Source organism: Enterobacter sp. ECC-219 (assembly GCF_043966805.1).
Taxonomy (GTDB): domain Bacteria; phylum Pseudomonadota; class Gammaproteobacteria; order Enterobacterales; family Enterobacteriaceae; genus Enterobacter; species Enterobacter cloacae_N.
Genome location: NZ_CP143680.1, coordinates 4,096,174 through 4,120,679 on the forward strand (window position 1 = coordinate 4,096,174; position 24,506 = coordinate 4,120,679).

At 52.8% G+C, this 24,506-nt stretch carries 30 protein-coding genes; 1 reads left to right on the forward strand and 29 read right to left on the reverse strand.

Annotation, left to right across the window (positions count from 1 at the left end; all coding sequences use genetic code 11):
- Positions 1-47 precede the first annotated feature (47 nt).
- Together V1603_RS19445 and V1603_RS19450 are read right to left on the reverse strand one after the other, a co-directional pair.
- Complete coding sequence (locus tag V1603_RS19445) at positions 48-368, reverse strand: hypothetical protein (protein WP_395313113.1); 321 nt, start codon at positions 366-368, stop codon at positions 48-50.
- A complete protein-coding gene (locus V1603_RS19450) occupies positions 368-607 on the reverse strand; it encodes a hypothetical protein (RefSeq protein WP_395313114.1) in 240 nt (79 codons plus the stop codon). The genes V1603_RS19445 and V1603_RS19450 overlap by 1 nt, the downstream gene beginning before the upstream one ends.
- An 86-nt stretch (positions 608-693) precedes the next feature.
- Here V1603_RS19450 and V1603_RS19455 point away from each other — a divergent pair, with 86 nt between their 5' ends.
- Positions 694-960, forward strand: coding sequence for a DinI family protein (locus tag V1603_RS19455; RefSeq protein WP_049121664.1), 267 nt, complete (start codon positions 694-696; stop codon positions 958-960).
- A 69-nt stretch (positions 961-1,029) separates the two neighbouring features.
- On the opposite strand, the gene V1603_RS19460 is transcribed toward V1603_RS19455, so the two are convergent.
- From V1603_RS19460 to V1603_RS19590, 27 genes are all read right to left on the reverse strand, one after another.
- A complete protein-coding gene (locus V1603_RS19460) occupies positions 1,030-2,343 on the reverse strand; it encodes a phage tail protein (protein WP_395313115.1) in 1,314 nt (437 codons plus the stop codon).
- A 55-nt stretch (positions 2,344-2,398) separates the two neighbouring features.
- Complete coding sequence (locus V1603_RS19465; protein WP_395313116.1) at positions 2,399-2,638, reverse strand: cor protein; 240 nt, start codon at positions 2,636-2,638, stop codon at positions 2,399-2,401.
- A gap of 103 nt (positions 2,639-2,741) precedes the next feature.
- On the reverse strand, positions 2,742-3,419 hold the full coding sequence (locus V1603_RS19470; protein ID WP_336222967.1) for a hypothetical protein: 678 nt from the start codon (positions 3,417-3,419) through the stop codon (positions 2,742-2,744).
- A complete protein-coding gene (locus V1603_RS19475; protein ID WP_232935881.1) occupies positions 3,419-3,721 on the reverse strand; it encodes a hypothetical protein in 303 nt (100 codons plus the stop codon). The genes V1603_RS19470 and V1603_RS19475 overlap by 1 nt, the downstream gene beginning before the upstream one ends.
- Positions 3,721-6,906: a host specificity protein J gene (locus tag V1603_RS19480; protein ID WP_395313117.1), complete on the reverse strand. Its 3,186-nt coding sequence runs from the start codon at positions 6,904-6,906 to the stop codon at positions 3,721-3,723. The genes V1603_RS19475 and V1603_RS19480 overlap by 1 nt, the downstream gene beginning before the upstream one ends.
- A gap of 53 nt (positions 6,907-6,959) precedes the next feature.
- Positions 6,960-7,559, reverse strand: a complete 600-nt coding sequence (locus V1603_RS19485; protein WP_060570045.1) for a tail assembly protein — start codon at positions 7,557-7,559, stop codon at positions 6,960-6,962.
- 56 nt (positions 7,560-7,615) lie between these two features.
- A complete protein-coding gene (locus tag V1603_RS19490) occupies positions 7,616-7,951 on the reverse strand; it encodes a hypothetical protein (RefSeq protein WP_072197107.1) in 336 nt (111 codons plus the stop codon).
- Between the two features lie 6 nt (positions 7,952-7,957).
- The gene (locus V1603_RS19495) at positions 7,958-8,305 is read right to left on the reverse strand and encodes a hypothetical protein (protein ID WP_080327441.1); all 348 of its coding nucleotides are present in this window, start codon (positions 8,303-8,305) and stop codon (positions 7,958-7,960) included.
- A 32-nt stretch (positions 8,306-8,337) separates the two neighbouring features.
- The gene (locus V1603_RS19500) at positions 8,338-9,048 is read right to left on the reverse strand and encodes a C40 family peptidase (RefSeq protein ID WP_395313118.1); all 711 of its coding nucleotides are present in this window, start codon (positions 9,046-9,048) and stop codon (positions 8,338-8,340) included.
- A 1-nt stretch (position 9,049) separates the two neighbouring features.
- Positions 9,050-9,805, reverse strand: coding sequence for a phage minor tail protein L (locus tag V1603_RS19505; protein ID WP_395313119.1), 756 nt, complete (start codon positions 9,803-9,805; stop codon positions 9,050-9,052).
- The gene (locus V1603_RS19510; RefSeq protein ID WP_395313120.1) at positions 9,802-10,140 is read right to left on the reverse strand and encodes a phage tail protein; all 339 of its coding nucleotides are present in this window, start codon (positions 10,138-10,140) and stop codon (positions 9,802-9,804) included. The genes V1603_RS19505 and V1603_RS19510 overlap by 4 nt, the downstream gene beginning before the upstream one ends.
- On the reverse strand, positions 10,140-13,424 hold the full coding sequence (locus V1603_RS19515; RefSeq protein ID WP_395313121.1) for a phage tail tape measure protein: 3,285 nt from the start codon (positions 13,422-13,424) through the stop codon (positions 10,140-10,142). Before V1603_RS19515 ends, V1603_RS19510 begins: the two co-directional genes overlap by 1 nt.
- Positions 13,425-13,458: 34 nt before the next feature.
- Entirely contained in the window at positions 13,459-13,722 is a 264-nt protein-coding gene (locus V1603_RS19520; RefSeq protein ID WP_047742152.1) for a DUF4035 domain-containing protein, read from the reverse strand.
- Between the two features lie 23 nt (positions 13,723-13,745).
- On the reverse strand, positions 13,746-14,147 hold the full coding sequence (locus V1603_RS19525) for a phage tail assembly chaperone (protein WP_047747468.1): 402 nt from the start codon (positions 14,145-14,147) through the stop codon (positions 13,746-13,748).
- Between the two features lie 54 nt (positions 14,148-14,201).
- Positions 14,202-14,672, reverse strand: a complete 471-nt coding sequence (locus tag V1603_RS19530; RefSeq protein ID WP_000202242.1) for a phage tail tube protein — start codon at positions 14,670-14,672, stop codon at positions 14,202-14,204.
- Between the two features lie 54 nt (positions 14,673-14,726).
- Positions 14,727-15,074 (reverse strand): DUF3168 domain-containing protein, encoded by a 348-nt coding sequence (locus V1603_RS19535; RefSeq protein WP_046887301.1) that lies wholly within the window; start codon positions 15,072-15,074, stop codon positions 14,727-14,729.
- The gene (locus tag V1603_RS19540; RefSeq protein ID WP_395313122.1) at positions 15,071-15,520 is read right to left on the reverse strand and encodes an HK97-gp10 family putative phage morphogenesis protein; all 450 of its coding nucleotides are present in this window, start codon (positions 15,518-15,520) and stop codon (positions 15,071-15,073) included. The genes V1603_RS19535 and V1603_RS19540 overlap by 4 nt, the downstream gene beginning before the upstream one ends.
- Positions 15,517-15,855 carry a phage head closure protein gene (locus V1603_RS19545; protein ID WP_061715481.1) on the reverse strand — a complete coding sequence of 113 codons (339 nt, stop codon included), beginning with the start codon at positions 15,853-15,855 and terminating at the stop codon, positions 15,517-15,519. Before V1603_RS19545 ends, V1603_RS19540 begins: the two co-directional genes overlap by 4 nt.
- A gap of 9 nt (positions 15,856-15,864) precedes the next feature.
- Positions 15,865-16,191, reverse strand: a complete 327-nt coding sequence (locus V1603_RS19550) for a head-tail connector protein (protein WP_063922524.1) — start codon at positions 16,189-16,191, stop codon at positions 15,865-15,867.
- 42 nt (positions 16,192-16,233) lie between these two features.
- The gene (locus V1603_RS19555; protein WP_045326826.1) at positions 16,234-17,445 is read right to left on the reverse strand and encodes a phage major capsid protein; all 1,212 of its coding nucleotides are present in this window, start codon (positions 17,443-17,445) and stop codon (positions 16,234-16,236) included.
- A 9-nt stretch (positions 17,446-17,454) separates the two neighbouring features.
- Positions 17,455-18,303, reverse strand: a complete 849-nt coding sequence (locus tag V1603_RS19560; RefSeq protein WP_395313123.1) for a head maturation protease, ClpP-related — start codon at positions 18,301-18,303, stop codon at positions 17,455-17,457.
- Positions 18,304-18,316: 13 nt separating this feature from the next.
- Positions 18,317-19,621 (reverse strand): phage portal protein, encoded by a 1,305-nt coding sequence (locus tag V1603_RS19565; RefSeq protein ID WP_395313124.1) that lies wholly within the window; start codon positions 19,619-19,621, stop codon positions 18,317-18,319.
- Positions 19,621-21,357 carry a terminase large subunit gene (locus tag V1603_RS19570; RefSeq protein WP_395313125.1) on the reverse strand — a complete coding sequence of 579 codons (1,737 nt, stop codon included), beginning with the start codon at positions 21,355-21,357 and terminating at the stop codon, positions 19,621-19,623. The genes V1603_RS19565 and V1603_RS19570 overlap by 1 nt, the downstream gene beginning before the upstream one ends.
- Complete coding sequence (locus V1603_RS19575; protein ID WP_080327451.1) at positions 21,357-21,854, reverse strand: phage terminase small subunit P27 family; 498 nt, start codon at positions 21,852-21,854, stop codon at positions 21,357-21,359. Before V1603_RS19575 ends, V1603_RS19570 begins: the two co-directional genes overlap by 1 nt.
- Before the next feature lie 157 nt (positions 21,855-22,011).
- Positions 22,012-22,362: an HNH endonuclease gene (locus tag V1603_RS19580; RefSeq protein ID WP_395313126.1), complete on the reverse strand. Its 351-nt coding sequence runs from the start codon at positions 22,360-22,362 to the stop codon at positions 22,012-22,014.
- Entirely contained in the window at positions 22,362-22,955 is a 594-nt protein-coding gene (locus V1603_RS19585) for a hypothetical protein (protein ID WP_395314003.1), read from the reverse strand. The genes V1603_RS19580 and V1603_RS19585 overlap by 1 nt, the downstream gene beginning before the upstream one ends.
- On the reverse strand, positions 22,937-24,394 hold the full coding sequence (locus tag V1603_RS19590) for a glycosyltransferase family 2 protein (RefSeq protein ID WP_395313127.1): 1,458 nt from the start codon (positions 24,392-24,394) through the stop codon (positions 22,937-22,939). Before V1603_RS19590 ends, V1603_RS19585 begins: the two co-directional genes overlap by 19 nt.
- Positions 24,395-24,506: the final 112 nt, after the last annotated feature.

A 24,506-nucleotide genomic window follows, 5' to 3' on the forward strand; every position in this document is an offset into this window, starting at 1 on the left:
AAAATTGCGATGGCGAAACGATGGTGAAATGATGGTTGAACCCTGCTTTAAATTGCCGGGCAATCATCGTTCCCTACCCTATTAAGGCTATGCGTTAATACTCCAAAAACCTCCACGCCATCCAGTGCATCGCCTTCTATCGCTTCACCATCTTCAGTTATTAATGCCGCCCCGTATAGTTTTGCAAACTCGTTCCTGTTATCCATTCTTACCAGTAGCGTATCTCCCTGCTCTGGTCTCAGAGCAACGTTAATCACTGCCCAGCCACAGGATGTTTCTATTACCCTGCAGTTCCCGTCAATTCCGCATAGCAGATCTATGGTTAACCGTTGTTCCTGGTAATCCATAGCAGGTGAAGGAAAGCCCATCAGAAAACCCTCCCCATATTACGCAAGATCCAGTAACGGTTATCGCTTCCATTCGTCGTCTTATCAGCAAAGTCTGGTTGGTATCTCTTAATCCATGCATTGGCATCTGCCTGGCTGAAATGCCAATTCCTAACGCGCAATTCAGTAATGAATTTGTCAGTGTTCAAACAAAGATATCCCTTAGGATTCTGTTGTATGGCCGCTAAAAAGGCCGCACGTATATCAGGTTGACGAGGCATAAGGTCGCCCTCTCTGGACTATTGACTGTATGCATATACAGTAGTATTTTTGTGATTACAGATCAAGTTAGGCAAGAGGGATAGCAATGTTTGTTGAACTGGTATATGACAAGCGTAATGTTGCGGGGCTCGAAGGGGCCAGAGAGATCATTCTGGCCGAGCTGACGAAGCGGGTGCATCAGATTTTCCCTGATGCCGAAGTGAAGGTGAAGCCGATGCAGGCGAACGGCTTGAATAGCGATGCAAGTAAAAGCGATCGGGAAAAGCTGAACCGCATGCTGGAAGAAATGTTTGAAGAGTCCGACATGTGGCTGGTTTCTGAGTCCCCGACCGTTCGCCAGGTTGGCCTATAAATTTTACTCGGGCATGAATACAGAGCAACCAGTTGCCGCCCGTTTTTCATGCGATGGGCGGCAGCCCTATCAAGAGCCACTCTCTTTGTTGGCTTCTAATTCATGAGCGTCATCGAGAGCTTTTTTAGCAGCCAGCTGTTTTTGATTCCAGATGCTGTTAGCAGGCATTTCTACTCGAACGCTGACGAACTGATCTGACGGGATATCAATAGGCTCTCCGTCATTGATCCCGTCACGTTCATTTCTGGCATAAGCAGGTGCTGAAGGATGTGTGCGGTGGTAGGTTTTCACCAAGATAGAACCGTCAGCCTTAACCTCATAGTCCAGCCAGATTAAAGGCTGCTTATTTCGATCAGAGGGTATTTCAAAGCCGCCATCAATCCCACCCCATGCAGCGTCAGCATTCAGCCCCATACACCCTTCAATCAGATACTCACCGATAGCCTGGCGGGTTACAGTGCATCCTTCAGATTCATCGTTAAGCTGACACGAACCATCACCGAACAACTGTACAATCGGAGAAGCGGCTTTTAACGTACCGTCAGATGCACGGGTCGTATTTCCGGTGTGGTAAATCCGCATCCAGCCAGAATCATTGCCATCCGACATACTCATGAACTGAATAATTTTCCCGCTAAGAATCAGCGCAGCAAATGATTGTTGTGCTACCGGAGTGCTTCCACTCCCAATATTACGGTCTGATAACCGGATGCCAGAACCATACATTCCAGGACCGCCAGAGGTCGCGGGAGTGACATTGCAAAAACGGGTGCCCTGGCTTTTGTCCCAGATGTCGCCGATTACTGGTAAATTTTTAGAACCCAAGCCAAACGCCCCAGATACCAGCACATTATTATCACCCTCACCAGTGTTCTTGATTGCGCTGTCTCCCAAACCGAGGTTTGTTCGAGCGCCTGATGCGCTTGTCGAACCTGTACCGCCCTGGTTAACAGGCACTGCCCCGCCGCTCTTAGTCGCCATATTGTCAGACAGATATTTCCATGACGGGCCGGTGAATGTCGTGCCGTCTGGCAGCTTCACTGTGATGTTTCCGGCGGCGCTGTAAACCTGCTGCCAGTTCTGTTTGTCGTAATTCAGTCCACGCAGCGCTTCAGCGCTTTGTGCCACCAGCGCAGCCGTTACCATGTTGAGAGCCACGCGAGGAACTGCTGACCAGGCCGCACCTGATTGTGTAGGCCCGGTAAAGTTGCTGATCAGCGTCAACTGGGTATTACTCTCGACTGATTTGACTGGCAGCGTATACGGAACGCCGCCTACAGTAGAGACAATGAAGTCACCTGCAGCGATTTCATTTGCAAATGCCGTTCCGCTACCACCAACAATAGCGGACCCGTTTGTGAGGGTAATTGTACCTGCCGACATAAAAACTCCTGAGTTCAGATAATAAAAAACCCGCCGAAGCGGGTTCTTGTTTTGTTCATTTTGAACAGGTCGACCTTGAGAAGTTATTTTTGCTCACCCATCGCCAGTTGAAGGGGTAGCCTGCTCTATATTGTGTCTGACTGGCTACTTTACGCACACCGTAAATCTGTACCGACTGAACCTGTCCACCAATAAGCGCTTCTGCCTCGCAAAATGGTTTCTGCTTTTGCAGAACTGAACCGGAGCAAGCAGAAAGAAACAGGCAGAATACCATCGCGAATATTATTTTTGTCATTTCACACCTTGGCTAGTTTTTAATAAGTAAAACTAACGCAGCGGTATTAAAATATAAAATAGATATAACAGATCAATTATGTTGATTTGATCGCTTAAAACGATCAATCATAGGCGGCAGTGTTGATAGCCGTCAAAGCTATCCCAGTCGTTGTCCCACCAGCAGCAGAACCAGTAGCCGTAGTCGATGGCGCGGCATTAATTCTGGTTGATGAACCATTAAACCGACATCCTGAGTAAGCTGTGATATTTACAATCGTGGGTGGCTGAGTGTTATTGTTCTGGATGATTTGGGAGCCAAGGATAGCGGGCGCCACCGCATAACTCCCAGGTAAAGTGACGTCAATATTAATTCCACCTGTCGTAGCTCCCGGCGTCCCAACAGTCACAAGGTCACTCAATATCCGACTTTCGTTTGTCAGAACCAACTTCCCGGCAGCATCCCAGATAGCAAATCCCCATTTTGGCAATGTCTGCGGGTAGATAGCAAAGATGTAGGCCGTTAATGTATGTGCCTGTCCATAAGCATTGCTTGATCCAACAAGAATATTTCCTCCTGATCTGGCCGCACTGACCAATGTAGGCTGAGCTGTATCACTTGTTTTGCAAAAAACCATTGCTGGATAAGACACGTCCAGAGCTACTGCTGCAGATGCACCGTGATATGCCCCGCTTGCTACTGAGTTAACCACTACCTTTCTGTATAGACAGAATGGTGTGGACTGTGGGGTAATAAAAGGATTTCCGCTTTCCAGAGCAATCAGCGCGCCATAATCTGCCACTAGGCTTTCTCCACATAAACTACGAGCTCACATTCAGATGCTGGATAGTTTCCAATCCCTACGCTGCTTGCCGCGGAAAGAGTTATCGTATTTCCGCTGGCGACGATACGTCGTCCCACAGAGACAGCCCCCTTATCCAGAGAAACGACAAACCCGACCTTCATTCCGTCCGGAATGGTAAATGACCAGCTTCCGGAGTTTTGCCCCTCAGAAAGTGGGATGCGGCCTACCACTGAAACTGGCTTAATACCGTAATTGTTCGGGTTGCCATTGGCATCCCACGTCTGAATGCCCCACGTCATCAAAATACCCCCGTAATTTTACCAATCTGTACGCGGAGAACGCCGTTCGCGTCCCTGATGCTGTCCGTTACATTCGTAGTCTTTCTTGCGCCCTCCCCGTCACTGCCGTAGTTTTCCCAGGTACCTCCTTTATCCAGTTTCCACCCGGACTGCCCGGCGACATAATTGTTGGACTGGATAAAGTTACCGATTTTGGCGTTGGTGATCGTGCCATCCTGAATAAACCCTGAGCTGATGAAGACCTGGCCATTAACCACCGCGAACGGCGAATACTGGGTATCACCACTGCCACTCATCAGTACGAACTGGTTAGCGTTGAAACCTACTCGGGTAACAATCGGCTGCCCTGCCTGCGCCAGAACGGCAATCGACATCCCGGCGTTATACATGATGCCGTTTATCCTAACGCCTGTTTTAAGGGTGTAGATTGCCGAAGCACCTGAGGCATCGACCACTGCGGTAAGTTTGTCCTCCAGTGCAGCCGTGACGTCATTGATCTGCGCCTGCACCTGCGTCGACATTTCGGCCATTGCCTTATCTACCTCAGCAATGGTCGTTTTAACAACAAGGATATCGGCACGCACTTCACCGTATTGTGCCCACTGGTGCTCAACTGTTCCGTGGTTCGCCAGGGCGTTCTGTAGAATTCCCTCAATGTTGGTATCGATGTCACCGGTGAGGCGTTCCCCGTCGGCTGAGGTTAGAAAATCGTCAGCGATATCGCCCAGATAATCATCGGCGTTATCATTAGACATCCCCCTTACCCAGTCGGTATACCCGGATTCGTTACCTGTTCTGTCGACCAGCTGCGCGCGGTACCAGAATTCCTGCCCAGCCTTAAGCCCGAGCTGGGTATATTCAGCGGATGGATAAGGCACATCTGACAGCAATAATGGATCTGAAAAGTCACTGTTGGCTGTGTACTGAATTTCCGTTTTCAGCGTATCATCGGTATTTGCCGGGAAACCCCAGTTAAGACGAATCCCCCAGTTAATGCCCGTGGCCGTAAATCCTACTGGCTTAGGCGGATTACCTACCTTGCCGGTCAGTGTCTTCTCTTCTGAATATCCCCATCCTGAGGAAATTTCAGCGGCATTAATTGCGCGGACGCGCACCAGGTAGCGTCCGGCATAAATCCCCGGGACGTCAAATGACGTGGTGGAACTGCGAGGCATGTTCACCCAGTTTCCGTCGTTGCGGCGCCACTGCCCCTCATAGGCAATAGCGTTTTGTGCCTGGTCCCAGCTCACTCGCATGGTCTCAACGCTGATATTCTGCTGAACCACAGAAAACGAGCTGATCACGATGTTCGCAGGCGGCGACTGATTACCAGGAGGTATTACACTTATTGGCCTCTGGTCGATAATTGCGCCAGTATCAATACGGGCATACTTATCCGGATCGTGCCATGCGCCGGTAATCGAGAAAGTGCCATCACCGTTATCGGAAACGCTGACAACACGATACTGCTGCGCGTAAAGCTCGTCAGATTCAACCACCCAAACAGCTTCGGCCTGTGGCGTCTCACTGTATGCCGTGGTGACTGTGACTGATTCACCGTTCACGGCCTGAATGGTCCTGCTCTGCGACGCTCCGGAAGGTAGGTTGAGAATAAGGCGATCACCTGCTGCCGCATCTGCCACGCGGTCAAGTTTGATAACGCGACCGTTAACGGCGCTGATGCGGCCGCCCATAACCTTTCCGGAAAGCAGCTCGTCTGCAACGGCGATGATGTAGCCCGGCTGCGGAATGTTTCCGTCCAGCCCGACATCAAATGAAACAACACGATCCTTGTTGTTGGTGAGAATACCCCAGCGCCCCTTTCGGTTAGCCTCTGACTGTCTGGTGCAGCCGATGGCGGTCATTTCCAGTTGGTTAAAACCGTACCGCGCAACCAGCGCCTGCTCAAATACCGGCTCCATCGCGTCGGCGTAGGCATTACCGGGATCAGACCACGACACCAGCGCCGTGGTATAGCGGGTTTTCGTGGTGCTGCTCGAATAGGTAAAACGCCCTTCAATAACGTTAGCGCGCGTATAGCTGTAATCTACATCACGCGGCATGTCTGCCAGGGCCACAATCTGATCCCCGCCCCAGTAGGTCATGCCACGGAAGATGGCAGCAAAATCGCGGAGGACTGTGTAAGCATCATTCCGGTCCTGAATGTACACGTTGCAGGTATAACGCGGTTCGGTACCGTTACCACCTTTGCCGTCAGGAACCATCTGATCGCAATACTGGGCAACCTGATAAAGCGTCCATTTATCGATGTTAGCAGCTGTTAAGCGATGGCCGAGGCCAAACCGGTCAGAAACAACCAGATCGTAAAAAATCCACGCAGGGTTATCCGTCCATGCCCACTTAAACGCACCGGTCCATGTACCGCTATAAGTGCGGGTTTCAGGGTCGTAGGTATCTGGTACGCGGATAACGCGGCCGCGCGGTTCGCATGAAATTTGAGGAATAGAGCCGTTGAACTGGCTTGAGTCGAATTCGATGTAAAGCAGCGCGGTGTTCGGGTAGCGCAGTTTGGCGTCAATCACCTCGGTGAAGCTCTGCAGCGTCATCGTGTCGCCGATCTTCGCGCTGTTGGCGTCAGAGGTAATCTTACGCAGGCGGATTGTCCAGGTGCTGCCAGCCTTCGGTAAATCAATACGATGGCTGCGCTCATAACCAGACGTCGTTTTTCCGGTCACGCTGGTATTGAGTACCGTCTGCCATGCGCCGCCGTCCGTCTGCAGGTCAATCGCATAATTGACCGAGTAACCCACCAGATCGCCGTCGTCCTCCTGTTTGAAAAGCGAGGGCCATTTCAGACGCAGGCGAACGGCTGAAAGCTGCGTATTGGTGAACGTGCGCGTCCATGCTGTAGCGCTTGATACTTCGGTGCCCACGCTGATTTCATTTTCGGTACCGGGAATACCCTGAATGTAATTTTGCGCCTGAGTTCCCGCCCGAAACTCCCACGTCACGCCGCTGAAGTTTTGGGAGCCGTCAGCATTCTCCAGGGCCGTCCCGTCCAGATAGATATCTTTGCCGGTTAGCTGCCCTGCAAACTCCCCTTCCCCAAGCGCGACGAGGATTTTTGCCTTCGCTACAGATTGCAGATCATCAGGCTGTTCGGTTGGGGTTCGTGAACTTGAGCTGCCGCCCTTGCGGCCCTTTAACACTTTTTCTGTAGCCATATTGCGCCCATAAAAAAAGCCACCCGAAAGTGGCCTAAAAAAAGGTTTGTTATCTACTGCTGATCTTCGACATAAATTCCGGCAGAAATAATCGCTCCGCCTATCCGCCGGCGACCATAAAGGAGCGGTACCGGATAGCCTTGTGCCGCGGTGTTTGTTACACCACCGAATGCGTATGATGCACGGTTATCTGCGCTTTGTTTGCTGGCCAGACCTGCAGGTTGAGGAGATAGCATTTGGACAACACCTCCCAGCATCATGGCTGCACCGAATTTCGCAGCCCCATATCCCACCGCTGATAGAGTGCCACCTGAGAAATAGCCAATGGCTACCCCAACAACGACGAGCACGGCGCCAAGGATTGTCTGTAATACCCCGGCTTTTTTACTTCCTATTACAACCGGGACAATTCGAATAACTTCACCGGTTACCGGAAAACCAAAATCATCCTTCCCGATATTTTTTTTATCTTTAAAGACGGCGTAAGTCAGGCCCCTTGCTTTGCTGGTGATCAGGAATTTCTCCAGCCCGTCTATTGTTTTTGTAAGAGAGTTGATCGCCTCTGCGGTTGTTCTTATTAGGCGATGGTGAACCTTCCCGTAGGTTTTACCCAAAACACCGCCGAGCTCAATTCGGGTCATAACCTCTGACATTTTCATTCTCCATAAAAAAAAGCCACCCGAAGGTGGCTTAGATTATTATTGCTTTTTCAAAGACATGATCTGGCGGCCGTAGCCCAGTGGTCGTTCCATCCTTTCGCGACGGCATAAACCTTTATATCGCTTCCACCTGTCGCTGATTTATCGATATTCACTACTGAAAGAGCACCGAATATATCGTCCGATGCTGTGATTTTGTATCCTGACTCAGTGGGTATGCTGGAGCTTGAAGAACGTAGCTCCACCCATTTAGGAGCAAGGCAACGGTTAACTTCATCAACAGTTTTTGTTGAATGCTCTGACAGAATAGGTTTTTGTTCTTCCAATGAGGAAACAGAACAACCCACCAGCAGGAAGATAAAAATAGGGAAGATAATCTTTTTCATCGCACATCAGTCCTTTTGACAGATTGACTCATAGGAATCAAATTTCTTTTGGTCTTGGTCATTAATTATGATGATTGGTCCATGATTATTGACCTTTCCATCTTTGACCTCAATCCGCACATAATATGGTTTTTTACCCGTATATGCGCCGTATGAATTTTTAGCATTCACATAACCGCAAACATATCCAGTATTTTCACCAAAATCGCGGAAAAATGATTCAAACTTAGCGCTCTCCGGATCTTTGAGGGTGTCCTTGACTAAGGACTCCCCCATGTCAATGAAATCCTTTTCAGAAGGTGTGCAACCAACAATAATCAGGCTACACGCCAATATCGAAAGAAATTTCCTCATATCCCTAACCCCTTTTTTCGTTTTGCAAAAGGTTAGCACAGAGATTTGTAACGGAGAATCTTCATCGTCCTTTCCTGCCAGTATCCACCATACGGCACGCGCTGACTCAGGTGACCGTACAGATGGTGAAGCAGCATATTACCCTCCAGCAGTATACCCGCGTGGTTCCACTTATCAGCCTGCACCTGCATGATCACCATATCGCCAGGTTTCGGCGGCCCGTCGAATTCACGGAATCCGCACTCGTACCAGCAATCCTGATAGAAGTTGTCCGGGTAGTCGTTTTCCCACCAGGGATAATCAACCCGGTAATCGTGAAGTTCGATACCATGCGTTTGCCGGAAATAGCTCATTACCAGCCCCCAGCAGTCGAAGTGCCCAAGAACAAACGGGCGCTCCAGCAGCGGCAGTTCTCCGCGCGGCTGGATGGTGCGTAAATCCCCCTCCGGCCAGCTCACGATATGCCAGGGTAAAAGCGTTGCATCGCATTGCGCTTTATCCAGTTCGCTCGGTTGCGTTGTGGCGTCAGGGTGACTGTGAGCGATGGCGATCACCGTGCCCCAGTCCTCAGCAGTTGAGTAATCTTCCGGGCAGAGGACAAAATTGTCCTCCGGCTCCGTGGCAAGGTTGCGGCACGGGAAATAACGTTCAACACGGCTTTTCTGCGCCACCACGCCGCAGCACTCGCGAGGATATTCAGCTGCAGCATGCGCCATAATCGCATCGATGGTTTTCTGACGCATATCAACTCCTGATCAAAGACGTACCCGGGAAGCCACCAAACGAGAGCTCGTTATTTTCACCGAACCGAAGTTTGCAGGCCGTCAGCGTGCCGTTGCATTCATCAAGCGACGGATCGCTGACTGGGTTGTTGTTTTTGTCGAAATAGTTGGTCCCGGCATAATCGCAGCCGTCGCCGGTGCGATACTTGTTCCGTATGCACCAGGTGCACAGGGAGTGAAGCTGCCGCGTAGGGATCATTTGTCCCTGCAGGTCCATCGGGCTGGATAGCGTGAACTCAACCACTTCGTTGGTTTCACTACTCTTTGCATCGATGTAGAAAACCTTCAGCTTTTCCTGGTTCGGGTCAGCTGTTGGATTGCCGTCGGCAAAGTTAATCGCGTCAAGATATTTGCCCAGCGTGTCATGGATGGTCACTTTCGCCTGCAGCATATCGTCATAAGCCAGGCAAAGTGCCGTTATGGAGCTATCAAGGTTAGCCACTGATAATTTTGGCTGCGCGCTACTTCCACTCGTAGATGCTTCGATCCCCTCAATCTGGCAGGGCCAGGCTTTATACTCCTCCCCCTGCCACCAGATAGATTTTGCAGGCAGTTTATTTTCATCACCGCCAGCAGCGATAATTTCGGCTTCAGAGTGCGCAAGACTGTAGCTGTGAAATCGCAGCACATCACCGGTACCAAATGCCGTGCCATCCACTTCGAAAAGCCTGACCACATCGCCAGGTTCGAGCTTCTGAAAATCTGCGTTAAGACTCATGGTTGGAATGCCTGTATGAATGTTGCTTCAAGGTTAAATTTCCCGGCGCCCAGCCCCGTAGGTTTATACGCCTCGCAGCGATAAAGCCCTAATGGTTCAAGTGGCGGTTTCCACTGAAACGCTTTGGTACCGCCGTGCCTGTCAAGAAAAGTCTTTATGGCCTCGATATAGGATTCATTTCCTGTGAAATTAAGCGTCCACTCCTGACTTCTGGCGTTTAATCCATCACCAGACACCTGCTCATATCCATCGCCAAACTTCGCTTTCCTCGTCCGGAAAGTCGTATCAGCCTCAGCGTTAATTCTTGGGCACCATGCAAAAGTTTCAATGGCCATTAACGCCCCCCTTTCGTCATATTCCAGATAGCCCCGCCAGGGGCTAAATCTCTCATTATCAGCTCCCTGTAACGCTTATCTGTAAAAGCACCAACTTCTCGCGCAAATTGTTCGTAGCCAGTCGTCGCCTGTGTTTGAGTGTTTCCGTTACCATCGATGGTGATATAAACCTGTGGCGCCGAAGATACAGACTGACCGCCGCCACCTCCGACCGCCCTAACGCCGAGAGAACCATCCGGCGCGCGGGTAAGCGGCATGATCGCCTCCGGCCCAGCCTCGCCCATGATTCCGGCCCCGCCTTTTGCAAAAGCGAACATGGTGGGGTTTCTGACGATCCCATTACTAAAAGCACTCAGAGAGGGGGAGTCATAAACGCCGCCTTTGGCGTTAAACTGGAAGTTCGATCCGTAACTGGAAACCGCCGTACCGGTGCTGGCAGCTGCGCCGCCGGCACTGCCACCGAAATACCCGGCAATCCCGCCCACCAGCGAGCCAAACAAACCAGATTCGGAAGAGCCGCCCCCCATCGCGCTTACCACCGCCATCTGCAGAGCCACTTTTTCGATAATCTGCAGGACAGAAATACCCCACGATTTCCAGCTAACCTTATTGCCTTCCAGCATTGAGGTGACGTTACCAAACGCGCTGTCGAGTGTGGTTTTCACTCCAGCAGAAACCGTTCCGGATACGTTACTGATTTCATCAAACCAGTTTGCATAGCCGCGTGATACTCCGGACATCCAGTCCGCTTCAGCTGCTGCAATAGCCTTGTATTTCTTATCCAGAGCATCGAGGGCTGCGGCGCGCTGCGCGATTGCCTCGGTACCGCCGTCCGTTTTAGCAAAAACGCGGTCGATCTGTTGCGTCTCGTCGAACCGGCTGCGCTGGCGATCGCTCATGCCTGCGGTTTCGGTTGTCAGCGTCGCCTCATCCCTGAACTTTCGGGCCGCTTCAGTTAAATCCTTCAGGGCATCAGCTTGTTCGCGCTGCTTGCGCACGTTCTCGTCGGCTTTTTGCGTCCATTTTGCCAGCTCTGCTGATGATGCCTGGATCGCCCTGCGCTGCTCGTCTGTCCATTTAGTGCCTGCCTGGTGCGATGCAGCGTAAAGCTCCGAGGCTTTTTCGCCTTCCGTGGCCCGAACGCGTTGCACGTCGATAGCCACGATCAGATCGGCCATTTTCCTGGAATACTGTTCGGCGGTGCTGGCCGCTTCGCGCTCGGCTTTACTCTGCGCATTTGAGGCAGCAGTGGAGGTTTTTTTTGCCTCTGCAGCTGCTGCATCCTTTCTGGCAGCCTGATCCTTGTTGTAGATGTACTGTGTATAAAGCGCCCCCGTCAGCTTCAGGTCTTCTGCTTCGTAGACGTGCTGCTGATGGAGTTTCTCTAATCCGCTTAAGCTGGCCAGCTCATTATCGCGGCGCGAGCGCTCCAGTGCAGTTTGCTGTTGAGGCGTTGCGTTCGCCAGTGAGACGACGGGCCCGGCATATTGCGGCGGCTTGGCGCCAGCGGTCGCTGACATTGAGCGGTTAAGCAGGTCATACGCACCTTTCAGGATTGATACGGCACCAGCCTGTTCGATAGCCTTTTGCGTGGCCAGATCGCTGGCCTGGTTTACCAGCTTCTGCGTTTGCTCGACTTTTGAGGCTGCCTGTTCGCGCTGGTACTCCAGCTGGTTCAGCTTATCGGTCAGCTCGATATTTTTGGCCGTGATGTCGGCCTGGTCCATGAAAGTGTTAATCAGGGTCAGCGTCGGATGGCGGTTGTAGTCCTGCTGGATTTGATCAACCGCCTTAAGGCTGTCTTTCACCTTCGCGATCTGAGAGTCGAGGTCGGCCAGGTCCTGCTTCTGCGCCTGTAAAGATGTACGCGCATCGGCTGCGGTCGAACGCAGGCCAAGTACCGACATCTGCTGCAGCTTGGTGTTGATCTCGTCAAGGTTGTTGGCAAAGCCGACAGCCTCACGGTGTACCTGCTGGGTATGCTGATAAAGGCCATACATCGCAGCGCCGGCACCGATAATGACACCAGGCCAGCCACCGAGAATGCCCAGCACCCCACTACCCAGCCGGGACATCACCGAGGCCGTATTTGTGAGGTTATTAACGGCAGAAGCCCTGCCAGCAATGGCCGTGTTCAGCGATGCCTGAGTTGCAGCAAGGTTACGTTCTGCGACAATCTGAGCCTCAATGCTCGTCGCCGCTGCGCGCGCCTGTTGTGCGCGGTAAACAGCCTGGCGACCAGCAGCAACGCTAACCTGAGCGCCACGAACCTGAGCCTGCGCCAGCGCGACCTCGGCGGCCGTATTAGCGAGCACTGCCCGGGTTGACTGAGCTACGCTGCCGACCATGTTGCCAAAATAACGGGCGAGGCCAACACCAACCAGAATACCGGCTGTATTTGCCACATCATCGATGTTATTCGCCAGACCATCCAGCACGCCAGAAAGAGTGGATGATGCGCCGACGGCATCGTTCGCCCCGCCAACCCATGCTAGGAAGGCGTTTTGCACTTTCTGTGCAGATCCGCTGATGGATGCAGGAAGGGTGTCGAATTCTTTACGGAGAATCTCAACGTTGGTCAGCAGCGGGACAATCTTGTTGGTCGTCAGCTCGCCGTTGTTGGCCATATTTCGCAGGCCACCAACAGTGGTACCCAGCCCATCAGCCAGCAGTTTCGCCAGGCGGCCACCGTTCTCCATGATGGAGTTAAATTCTTCACCTCGCAAAACGCCTGAGCCAAGTGCCTGACTAAGCTGGGTGATAACAGAACTCGCCTCTTCGGTACTGGCGCCAGACAGCTTCAGTGAGGTTGCTACGGTTTCCGTAACTTTTGCGACGTCAGCAGAAGCGTAACCGGCATCTCGCAGGGACTGCGCAATTCTGCTGTACAGGTTGCTGTTTGCCTCGAGGGATGTTCCGGTGCGCTGGCTAATCTCCATCAGCACGCGCTGGGATTGCACGTAATCCTCGCTGGAAGAGGACGCAAGGCGAAGACGCCCATTCAACTGGTTCCACGTGTCGGCAAACTGAATCAGCTGATGCGTGGCAAATGCACCAGCCCAAGCACCGGCAAGCCCGGCAGCAGAAGATCGCACGGTTGCAAGCTGAGAATTCAGGTCAGCCAAAGACCGCTGAGTTTCACGCGTGGCCGCTGCAGCTTTTTTCCCGCCCTGTTCCATAGTGCGGTAGTAATCGGTTCCCATGCGGGACGCTCTGGCGATCTCTGACTGGAAAGAAGAAGAGTTCGCCGAAATTTTGATGATTAGCTCGCGCAGCGTTGCCATATTTCACCCATAAAAAAGCCCGCAGCCGCGGGCATCAAAGACTGGACATCCATTCTTCAAGTTCAGAGACTTCAGCGCCTTCTTCCTGCTCCCCCCATTTCAGCATCACGTCAGGAATGGTGAATTTCCCGCCCTGAGAGTTCAGCATTGCAACGGAGATCTGCGCCGCCTGAGCATCGGCGCGCCAGTCACCAATCGGACTGATGCGGTCGAACTCGATCCACATTTTGAGCTCGCTGGCGGTCATGGTCTGGCGCAGTTCGTGAAGAGTGCGCCCCATCCGGAGCGCCAATGACATCAGGAAAAAGGTCAGCGGCTGCTTTACGGCTTTCCCGCTTCTTCCTGGCTCATTCCGAGGTTGAGGGCCTGAGCCAGCAGGCGGGAGTGCACAGGACCATAAATTTTAGATACCTGCTCCTGATCCTCATCACTGAATACTCGCTCGCCGTTTTCATCCAGCAGAACGTCAATAAACAGAACCACATCAGCCTCTTTGTTACGCAGAAACTTTTCCGCCTCCGTCAGCGTCGGTGCCTCTTCGCCCTCGGCGAGCTGGGGATTAACGATCTCCCGGAATTTCACCCAGGCATCGCCAGAGGGTTCACGCAGCGTTACCTTTACGCCATCCCATTCAGGGACCGTGATACCTTCTTTGGTGCGGTAGGCTTTCGATGCTGTAAGCGCCACGTTGCGTAATGAATTCTGTGATGTTTTTTGCGGCATTTCATTTTTCTCTTGTTACATGATCGGAGGGATAAAAAAAGCGGCCGAAGCCGCTCAGGAACCAGACGCGTAGATGCGTTTAGGTTTGCCGCGTACACGCAGAGAATAGGTTGCGCCAACAACGGAAGAGGTTGCAGCAGACCATGAGCTCTGGCGTACCTCCACCAGCACGTAGAAACCGTTGCCAGACGGGAATACCACGCGCAGCGCGCGCAGTTCGTCATTTTCGTAAGCGGTCTGCAGTGCCTCCTGCGCTGCTTCATCGCCAACCCAGTTACGGGTAATGCTCATTTCAGCAGGCGCGGCGAGGCCGTTGGTTTGCTCCTGTTCAGTTGAGCACAGCGTGGTTACGTCGATATCCCCTTTCTGTCCGCCGGTGAAGGTGATCTCCTTTGTTGCACAGGCTGCTTCCAGCCAGGTAACACCAGCCCCCGGGAAACCTGAGGCGTTAAAATCCTCGGCGGTTACGGGTGCGTCGGAGACGGCAAAGGTCATCCCCTTTGTGACTTCATACTTACTGGTCATGGTTTCTCCAGTTAAAAAAAAGACCGCCGGAGCGGTCTGTTATGGTGGGTAAAGTTAAACGGTTACCTGAAATTCGAGCGTTGCCCGGTGATAGCGCAGATCAGGCTCATAGCCCGGCGTTTTCACAATGCTTTCCGGCTTCAGCACCTGCAGTGCATCAAGCGCCATATTCCTGATCGTGCGCGCTTCAGCGATGGTGCTGGAATAGACATCAACCTGCACAGAAACGGCAGATTCAGCCTGACCGCAAAGAACGTCTGCGGCCACGTCGGTAATAATCGAGAAAATTACCCATGGCGGAGAGACTGAAGGCTTTCCGTCACTGCCGAGCGGCGCAACGTAGGGATAAACCTGCCCTCCGGCCAGCGACTCCAGCAGAGGATAGAGATCGTCTTCCGTCATTTGCTTAATGCCTCGTCAATGGCCTGGTTCATGCGCCTGATCGCGACCTCCGTCGCCTGCTCCTGGCGAACATCGAACGCGGGACGAATGAACGGGTGCGGCGGCATGTTAACGGTACCCATTTCGACGAATCGCCAGTAAAAGGCGTTTCTCGGGTTATTCGCCTTCATCGTGTTATCGCTGTTCCAGGTGCGCGGGTTAACACCACGAATGTGGACACCGGAAGAAATTTCCCCGCGGCGTCGGCTTTTTTGGGTCACCACCACCACGTTTTTTTTCAGTTTCCCGGTACGCACCGGAGCTCGGGCGATCACTTCTTCCTTAAGCACTTCGGCACCGGCGCGCGTGGCATCACGCAGAACCTTGTTGTTTTCAGCGCGGCTAAGCGCTTCCAGATCCTTTGCGATGTCATTCAGCCCGGAAAAATCAAGGCTCGTCTCAATCATTTTTCGGTACCCTGTTTGCAAAGAATTTCGAGCTGAACACCGCGAGAGTCAGGGATTGGCGGACCAATGATATTCAAAATGGCCCCCTTGAACGCGCCAGTCATAACCCTGAGTCTGGACGCAGCAGTTATATCGCTGCGAAATCGTGTCCATACCCTGATAGTAGCGACTGCGGTTTCAGCACCAGCGGCTACCAACTCGCGCCCACTAATGCCCTTTACTTCTGCCCAGGTTTCTGCGCCGTCATGCCATGTTTCAACAGGCTGGCCAGAAGGATCTCTGGATGTTGTTATGTTCTGAACCAGCACCCTGTCTCTCAGTCTTCCGGCCTGCATAAAGTCCTCCTATACCCCGTAAATTCGGTATGGCTGCAGTAGAGCTTCTACGGCGAAAGGCACCGCTGATGTAATATTTCCGATGTTTACAGCCTCTCGGTTTGCATACCAGTGACCAATCAACAGTAGCATTGCCGCCTTAACATCATCATTCAGTAGAATCGGGTCCGGGTCGTCTGCGTAGCCAGGGGAGCTTTGATTTTCATAGAGCGTTCGCCTTGTCCATGTCTGGACGTAACGCGCCGCCGCACCTGTGTAAATCTCCAGCAGAGCATCATCACCCGAAAAGTCGGTATCAATGCGGCAATGCTGTTTCACCACATTCTGATCAAGCATTTGTTTGCCCCAAAAAAAGCGGCCCGAAGGCCGCAATATTTATCAGCTCCCCGCGCCGGTGCTGAATGAACCGTACACGAACGCCTCAGGGCGTTTCACAGCCAGCGCCAGACGTTCTTCGCAACGGATGGTGATCATGTTTTTCTCGAAGTCGTCGGCGTTCTCCGTGGAGATCACCACGTTCGCATCTTCGCGGTCGAAGATTTGCGCGCCAGCGTTGAATGCACCGGTCAGGAATTTACCCTGGAAGGCTGCCGCTTCCGTTGCAACAACCGGCAGACCCCACAGAGTAGGACCAGTCAGCGCTGCAGGGTTAGCCAGGATGTAACGGCCAAGACTGTCTTTTGTCAGCTCGATCCGCGCCCAGTCAATGAAGTGAAGAACGTGACCGGATGCAGGGAAGCGCGCCAGCTGCGCCTGCAACATTGCCAGACGCAGATCATCAATCCCGCTCTGCTGTTCGACAGTGAACGCCGGATTAAAAGCGGATGCCTGAGGAACGATGCCATGCAGATGAACGCCGGTACCATCACCGAAGAGAATTTCCTGCTCTTCTGCATACTTCAGCCCGTAGCGCATTTCTGCATCAACGGTGGACTGCAACTGTGCGAAGTCATCCAGGATCTGCTTTGAGGCTTTGAACAGGTGGGCGATAGTGCTGACGCCAGTGATTTTCGGCGTGAACTCAATTTCGCTGTATGGTTTCTGCGTATTTTCAGGAACCACTTTCGCGTTATTGGTAAAGCCTGTCTGCTGCACCCAGAAAATAGCTGAGGAGGATGTACGTCCTGGAGCAATCAGATCGCGAATGAACAGGCGCTGTTTCGGTGCCGTATCAATACCCGGCAGGCGCTGTGGCTCCACAACACCATCAGGCACATCCACCGAAGTCAGGGCGGCCTTAACCGGGATGCTGATGCGTTTACCGCCTTCCACGCTGGACGCAAAGGTTTTGAGGGCTTCAGCGGAAATCACCTGGTGGCCAACGGATTCGACAACCTGTTTCGCGTTTGCCAGCGGCATCTGGGCAACATGTTGCTCCAGTTCGCCCATAGCGGCCTTCAGCGTTTTTTCAGCTTCACGAAGCGCATTGAACTCAGAAGCCATTTTATCAACGGCAGCCTTTGTTTCTTCTGACAGCCTGCCTGACTTCTGCGCCTCTTTGAGTGCGTCTTCTGCTTTCGCGTTGAACTTGCCGGTTGCCTCTTCAATGCTGGCAGTGACTTTTTTCAGAATATCGTTTACTTCAGACATAAAGGGTCCTTATTTGACTAGCGCCGCCAGGGCGTTTTCAAGTGAATTGATGGTTTCAGGTTTGATGTCTTCGGCAGCGCCCGGCGTACCGTCGTTGGTGGTGACAGCGCCAGGCATGCCACCGGATAAGGCTTTAAAGAGTTTTCTGCGCTCAGAGCGCGGGGTGTTGGTCTTGGCCAGCAATGCATCAAGTTTGCGAAGCGCGGCTGCAGGCGATTCGTCGCCGTCGCTGACCGCATCTGCAGAAAGCAAGCTGTCTGCCAGTCCCTTCGCCACAGCATCACTGCCACCGATATAGCTTTCCGCGTCCATCAGCTTCTGCACAGCGGCCATATCAAGGCCGGAGCGCGCGGCGTAGATGTCAGCCATAGCGGTATCGAAGGGTTCCAGTGACTGTGCCAGTTCTGCAAAATCATGGCGGTTTCCCATCGCGTAGACCCAGCAGTTGTGAATCATCAGGAAGGCACCGCGGCCAATCTGAATATCATCCCCGGCCATCGCAATTATCGAGGCGGCGCTGGCGGCAATGCCCAGCACCTTCACCGTTACTTGGCCTTCGTATTCGCGGAGCAGGTTATAAATAGCCAGACCTTCGAACATGTCGCCGCCCGGTGAGTTGATATTCACCGTGACGTCGGCGCCGTTCATAGCCCGAAGCGCACCGGCAATACGTTTAGCTGTTACCCCTTCGCCCCAGTAGTCCTGCCCGATCACATCAAAAACAGAAATGCTGTTATCGTCGGTGGCCGCCGCTTTGATCCCGCCGTCCCAGCGGTCCAGTGCAGACGGTAATGTTTCACAGGTAACGCGCGCGCAGGGGCGACCCGCCGGTGCTACCGGAAGTTGTTTTTTGCTCATCAGGAAAGTGCTCCTAAGCGGCCTGTTTCAGCGGAGATTGTTCAAAGGAAATATCGGGGAATACGTGGTTATGCAGCTCTCGCAAGGCCAGTGCCTGAACAGCAGGGTTGCTGCTTTCGAGATTTTTCAGTTGAGTCAGGTTGAGCTGAACGGTGTAAATGTCGCCCCCTTCAATTGGCGGCATGTTCTCAAGACGACGAACGTCATTACGGGACATCCAGCCATTCTGAAGCGCGCTGGTATAGTAAGCAGCACGCCCTGCGCTGTCAGCGCGCAGCAGTCCTTCAACAGAGAACTCTGCAAACACTTCGTCATCGCTGTCGAGTAAACACCGGCCAATTTCTTGCTCAATATTCACCAGCAGCGGTCGAAGAGTATGAGTCAGGAACTGCAGGTTCATGCCCTCAAGGCTGGATGCCCAGCTGCTTTGTTTCGTGGTGTGGCCAACCATGAAAGGAGGCACGCGAAACCAGCGGCAGATTTCCTCAATACTGAAAGAGCGGCTTTCCAGCATCTGGGCGTCTTCGGGATTCATAGTAACGCCCTGGTACTTTAGCCCTCCCTCCAGCACCATTATTTTTCCGGCATTCTTTGAGCCGGTGAACTTTGCCATGTACTCTCGGAGCCTTTCCCTCTGCTCATCGCTTAATGCTTGTTCCGCTGTCAGGAAGCCAGAACTTTGTAATCCTTGCTCGAATATTTTTGCCGCAGACTCTTCTACCGCCATTGCAGAACCGATCACATCCCGGCCAGTCTTCATCGGCATCATGCCGCAAACACCATCCAGACCGAAGCCGCGAATGTGCATGATGCTTTTGACCGGAATGACGCGCTCGTTTCCGTTTTCAGTGTATTTGTATTCCAGCGCCCCGGTAGTGAGACGTTTAACCACCATGTTCTGCGGCAGTAAAGGCACCAGCGAAACCAGGCGATTTGCGATGAATTTCTTCTCAATGAAGGCGTTCCCGCGCAGGCAAATACTGGCTACCACCATCAGCATAAAGCGTGATGGAGTCATTTCTGAATTAGGACGACGACACAGTACAGAATAAGCCGGGTGGTCGGTTGCCGCTTTACGCGAACCGTCAGGCTGTCTAACGTATATTTTCAGCGGAAGGGTTGAAATAGACTCGCTTAACAGCCTTACGCATGCCCATACAGCCGATAGCTGGATGGCTTTTTCGGCCGTTACCACCTTTCCGCTGCTGCTGGTACCAAACCATTCCTCCCAGAACGTGCCGGTAGTCAGGCTGATAGGCACACCGAGCCAGTTAAGCAGAGCGCTTTTCACCCTGCCTGGCTGTTTGTTTTTTTTCATCAGAAACCTACCATGATGGGATTATTGAAGAATCCGGAGAGATCCTGCTGGTCGTTGCCACCGTTAACCAGAACGCGGCTCATTGCTGTGAACAATGCCGCCGGGCCATCAATCTTGGCCTCTGGTGTGGACTTGTTCGGGAAAATGTTCTCGTTCCGGTCAGGTTTGACGGTTACGTTGGACATCATCCAGTTCATTACCGGGTGATCGCTGTGATGGAAGCGGCCACCATATACCAGTGCTTCGACCTCTTTCATCGCCTCAGAAAAATTGCGAACCGTCTGCGGTACTTCCACCAGCGGCAGCCCTTCTTCTGCCAGCGCAAGGCTGAACTGCGTCGCACTCCACGGGTCGAAGCCAATTTCTTTCAGACTCTCGCCAGCAACCCACACCTGCAGCTCTTCTTTAATCTGAGCATGGTCGATTACATCCCCGTCGGTAAGGATCAGCTTGTCCATCTCGGCCCACTTACGATAGAGCTCTGCCATCTGGCGTGAACATTTCTCAAGGCGTCCTTCGGGCAGCCAGAATTTAAAATCCGCATGAACGTGGCCACCTGGCGCGCGCCAGACTTTAGCGGCTGCACAGATATCAATTTTGTTTGAAAGGTCAACGCCTACCCAGGAGGGATAGGTTTTAAGTTCGTGCTGCGGGGCGATAAACTCGCATTTTTCCCATTTCATCATGTCCATCCAGGCAGACTCAGCGGTTACCCAGATATTCATGTGTTTGGTGAAAAAGTTAATCCTGGCCGAAACCTGCTCTTTCGCCTTTTTAGCCAGACGGCGCAGGTCATCCCAGCGCTTACAGATACCCAGCCCCGGATTCGCCTTCTGCCAGACTTTTTCATCAAAAGGATCGTCACCTTCATCTAAGGTGTAAATGATTGCAAAAAACGTATCGTCTTTTACCAGTCCACGCAGCACCTTGATGGCGTAATCACGCAGTTCGTAGCAGATACCTTCTTTGTTGAAGCCAGCGGTGGTGATACCGAAAAGCAGCGATTGCAGGCGCGCGCCGGTGGCCGTCTCCAGAACGTCCCAGACGTCACGGGTTTTATGAGCATGCAGCTCGTCGACGATGGCGCAGTGGATGTTCAGTCCGTCGAGGTTGTTCGCATCTGATGATAAAGGCTCGAATTTGGAGGCGGTTTGCTCCTGGTAGATAGCGAGCTTGTTGAATTCGAAGATCCGCCCAAGAGTGGCTTTCGCCTTCTTGACCATATTTTTCGCGTCTTCAAAAACAATTCGCGCCTGGTCACGGGTGGTTGCAGCGGAATAAACCTCCGCCCCGCCCTCACCGTCAGCGCCAGCCATATAAAGCCCCACACCGGAGCAAAGCGTTGATTTGGCATTTTTACGGGCCACCTCAACATCTGCTGTACGGAAACGCCGAACCATCACCGGCCGACCGCTGCCATCGTTACGCAGAACGGTTTCCCCCGTCTCTTCGTTAACCAGCGGGATAACAAAACCAAAAATATTAATCAGGATGAAAACATGCCAGTCCATCAGCTCGATAGGCTGGCCTGCCAGAGCGCCTTTTACGTGAGGCACAAAATTATAGAAATTCAGAATGTGCTGCGCGCGCGGCTCACTGAAGAAAATACCGCGCTCTTCGCCGTGTGCCAGATCGTCAAGAAAACGCTGACAGGAAAGGCGCACATACTCACAGGCAATAATTTCCCCCGCCACCACCCTCTCGGCGTAGCGGATGCCTTCTGCAACCTTAGCCATTAATCCCTCGCTTTCATAAACTCGGCCAGCGGATCAACCGCATCAGGACCTTTTGCATTCACTTTAGAGCGGCTGGCTGGCGTCATGCCGAACTCACCGAGCATGGCGCGCAGACGTTTCCAGGCATCAGCTTTCATAATGGCGGCCGGGTGAGCCTTGATCATGCGAATCTCTCGCTCTTTGCCTTCGTCTGGCTCTTCGTCGCTATAAACGGCGTAGGTGTAGCCTTCTCTCTCCAGCGTATCGCAGTGATGCCGGTACTCGGTGTAAACCTCTACCAGAAGCTCAAGTGCTCTCGCGTCCAGCTGCGACATGACGCCAAGCGCATCGAGCTCTTCAGCCATACGCCTGAACCAGTATTTCCCCTGCTTGTCGAAATGCTTCGGCGTTGGGGGTACCCCTGGAGTTGGCTTTGGTTCGTTTTCATTAATCGGGCGTTTTGATGGGTTACCCCTCACCAAACGTAGATGGGTCGGGGTTTTCGGTGGTCCAGACATAATCGAAAACTCCTATTAATCATCGAGTGGGGGACCCCATAAAAAAGTTTTCTAACCTGCGGCGATGTGAAAAGAGGTTAGGCGGCGGTCCTTTGGCGCGTCGTTCCTGAACTTTCAACCCGCCCTCCCCCTCGGTTGATTAAAATGAGAATTGATGTCATTTGAATCTTTCGACCGCTGTCTTCGCTCTGTGGCAGGGCTTGCAGAGGCTTTCGAGGTTTGACAGGTCATCGGTCCCCCCATTTGCTTTGGCGGTGATGTGGTCCACTGTCTCAGCGGGTGTATACCTTCCATTTCGCAGGCATACCTGACAGAGGTGTTTATCTCTGTCGAGAACGATTGGGCGCAGCTTGTCCCACTTACTGCCATAACCTCGCTGATGCCTGCTCTGTCCTCGCTGATGCTGCTGCCAGCCTTCGTTAAGGTGCTTGGGACAATAGCCTGAGCGGTCAGTAGTTGTGCCAGAGCAGCCACGCTTGCGGCATGCTCTCGGTATTAACGCAGGCATCAGGCTAACCTCCACGCCCGACGGCGTTCCGTTCGTGGCGCTGAGTCAGGGTGAAGTTCGACTGATTCATAGTCTGCATGGTCCACCAGCGAATAACATGGATAGACCACAGCACCGCCGTATGCATCCCCCACGGCATAATCAGCGGGCTTCCTGATATCCCACTGAGACAACACGCGGTTGATATGTTGCGGTGGCAAGCTGTAGCAGACACCATGTATAAGGCGCGGCAACGTGATGAAGTCTGCATTGGTTTTATCAGCAAGAATCAGCCGCTCGGCTATCTGCATTTGATACTGAGGCGGGCGGCCAGTACCGAGATAAAAACTCACCAGACAATCAGGGAAGCGGTTTAGCCAGTGACCTATCACCAGTTTATTAAGACTTTTAGAAGGCTGGGCATCATCTTCAATAATTATTACGCGGCATGTTTGTTCCGCTGCCCACTCAAGTGCGCGACGATGATTCCAGTTCGCGCCGTGGTTACCCTCATCAATAAGCAGATGAGCATCCAGCAGCGCGGCAAGACGTTGCGCATGACCCATGCGAGAGTGATGGCCGACCACAACAAACTTCATTTGTGTTTCCACCAGGCGGCCTCCTTACCGATGCCATCAGTTTTGAAAACGGTATGTACCAGAGGACCGGTGACCAGCCTGTCAGCGAATAACTGCGCGACAATGCCGAACGCCAGCATGTCACCCACCGCGGCGCCAGCCTGTTCTTTCTTCCAGAAGCGATAGCTCTCGATCCGGTAGTAAAGACGGATGATGCCGTGAGCAAACGCCATTACATCAGCGCGGGTACCTCCCAGCAGTCCAGCGTTAAGCATCACATCGTTGCGGTGCGCTTCAATGAATTCCTGATAGATACGCTCAGGATGATTTTGCTTTGCCCAGGTATCGGCGTAGGTCTTCGGTTCAGAACCGACGTAAACATTCCCGGGCTGCATTTCTTCCCATGGCGCGCGAAGCATTTCGACATCGGTACCATCGGTACACCATACGAACCGGTATTCAGGGTGATCGCGCAGGTGCTGCCAGATGTGTAGCCAGCGTCGGAAATAGACATTCATCTTCACGTCAGAAACGCGGTAAAGCTCAACGTCTGCCGGGGCCGTCAGCAATTCATCCACCAGCGCGATACGGCCACAATTCCGAAGCGAAGAGGCCCACCTGCTCAACTTATCAGGTGAGGCTGCCATTTTCGTACCGCGCTGAGGGTCAGGCTGGCTGGTTAGCAACGTTGTTATTACTACGTCGCGCTGAGATCGATATTCGGCATAGCCTGTATATCCTGAGTCCCGGCGCTGCCCATAAATCACAGCGTTCTTTTTATCGAGTGCTTCACGCTCAGGCCTCGGTATGCTGCGCGCGCCTTCTTCGTACTCGTCCATTGAATGAATCAACTTTTCAGAGCCAACCACATCAGCGAACGCCCACGACGTTAAGCCTGCATTGTGAATGCGAAGCGCCAGATCAGGATGCTCATACATGCCCCGGCCATACACCGGATCGAACCCGCCCACCTTCTCGATGGCGCTGCGTTGGTAGTACAGCATCACTCCGCGCTGCCCGGTGTAAGCAATGTGCTTATCATCCCGGTACAGAATGGTCATATCGTTAATCTTTCGTGAACCAGCCAGGTCTAGAAACTGATAAGCCAGGTGTGGCTCGGGTGATTCGATGTAGGGAAGATGCCAGTTATCGGCGATGGGCCAGGCATCATCATCCCACAGAAAAAGATGCTCGCACCCGGCATCCATCAGGGCTGACAGGCTGGCGTTCTTCGAAGCAACAATGCCGAGTGATGTTTCATGGCGAAGCAGTTGCACGCCGTGGGGAACTACCGCTGCAGGTTTTGAACCATCATCCACAACAACCACCAGCGCACCAGCTGGCAGGTGCTTCATGTGCTGTTCGATAGCTCTTTTCAGAACGTCGGCGCGCTGGTGTGTCGTTATTGCAATGCCAATCCGCGATGAAATTTCGCAGGCAGGTGCGTACGGGACACCATCAATAGTGACCTGCATTTGATTTTCCTTTTAGGCGTGAGCCTGTCGCACGGCAAAGCCGCCGAAAGTTAACGGTTTGCCCAGTCTCACAGCTGAAAGACTTTCTTTTATGTGCGCGTGCGATGCGCAT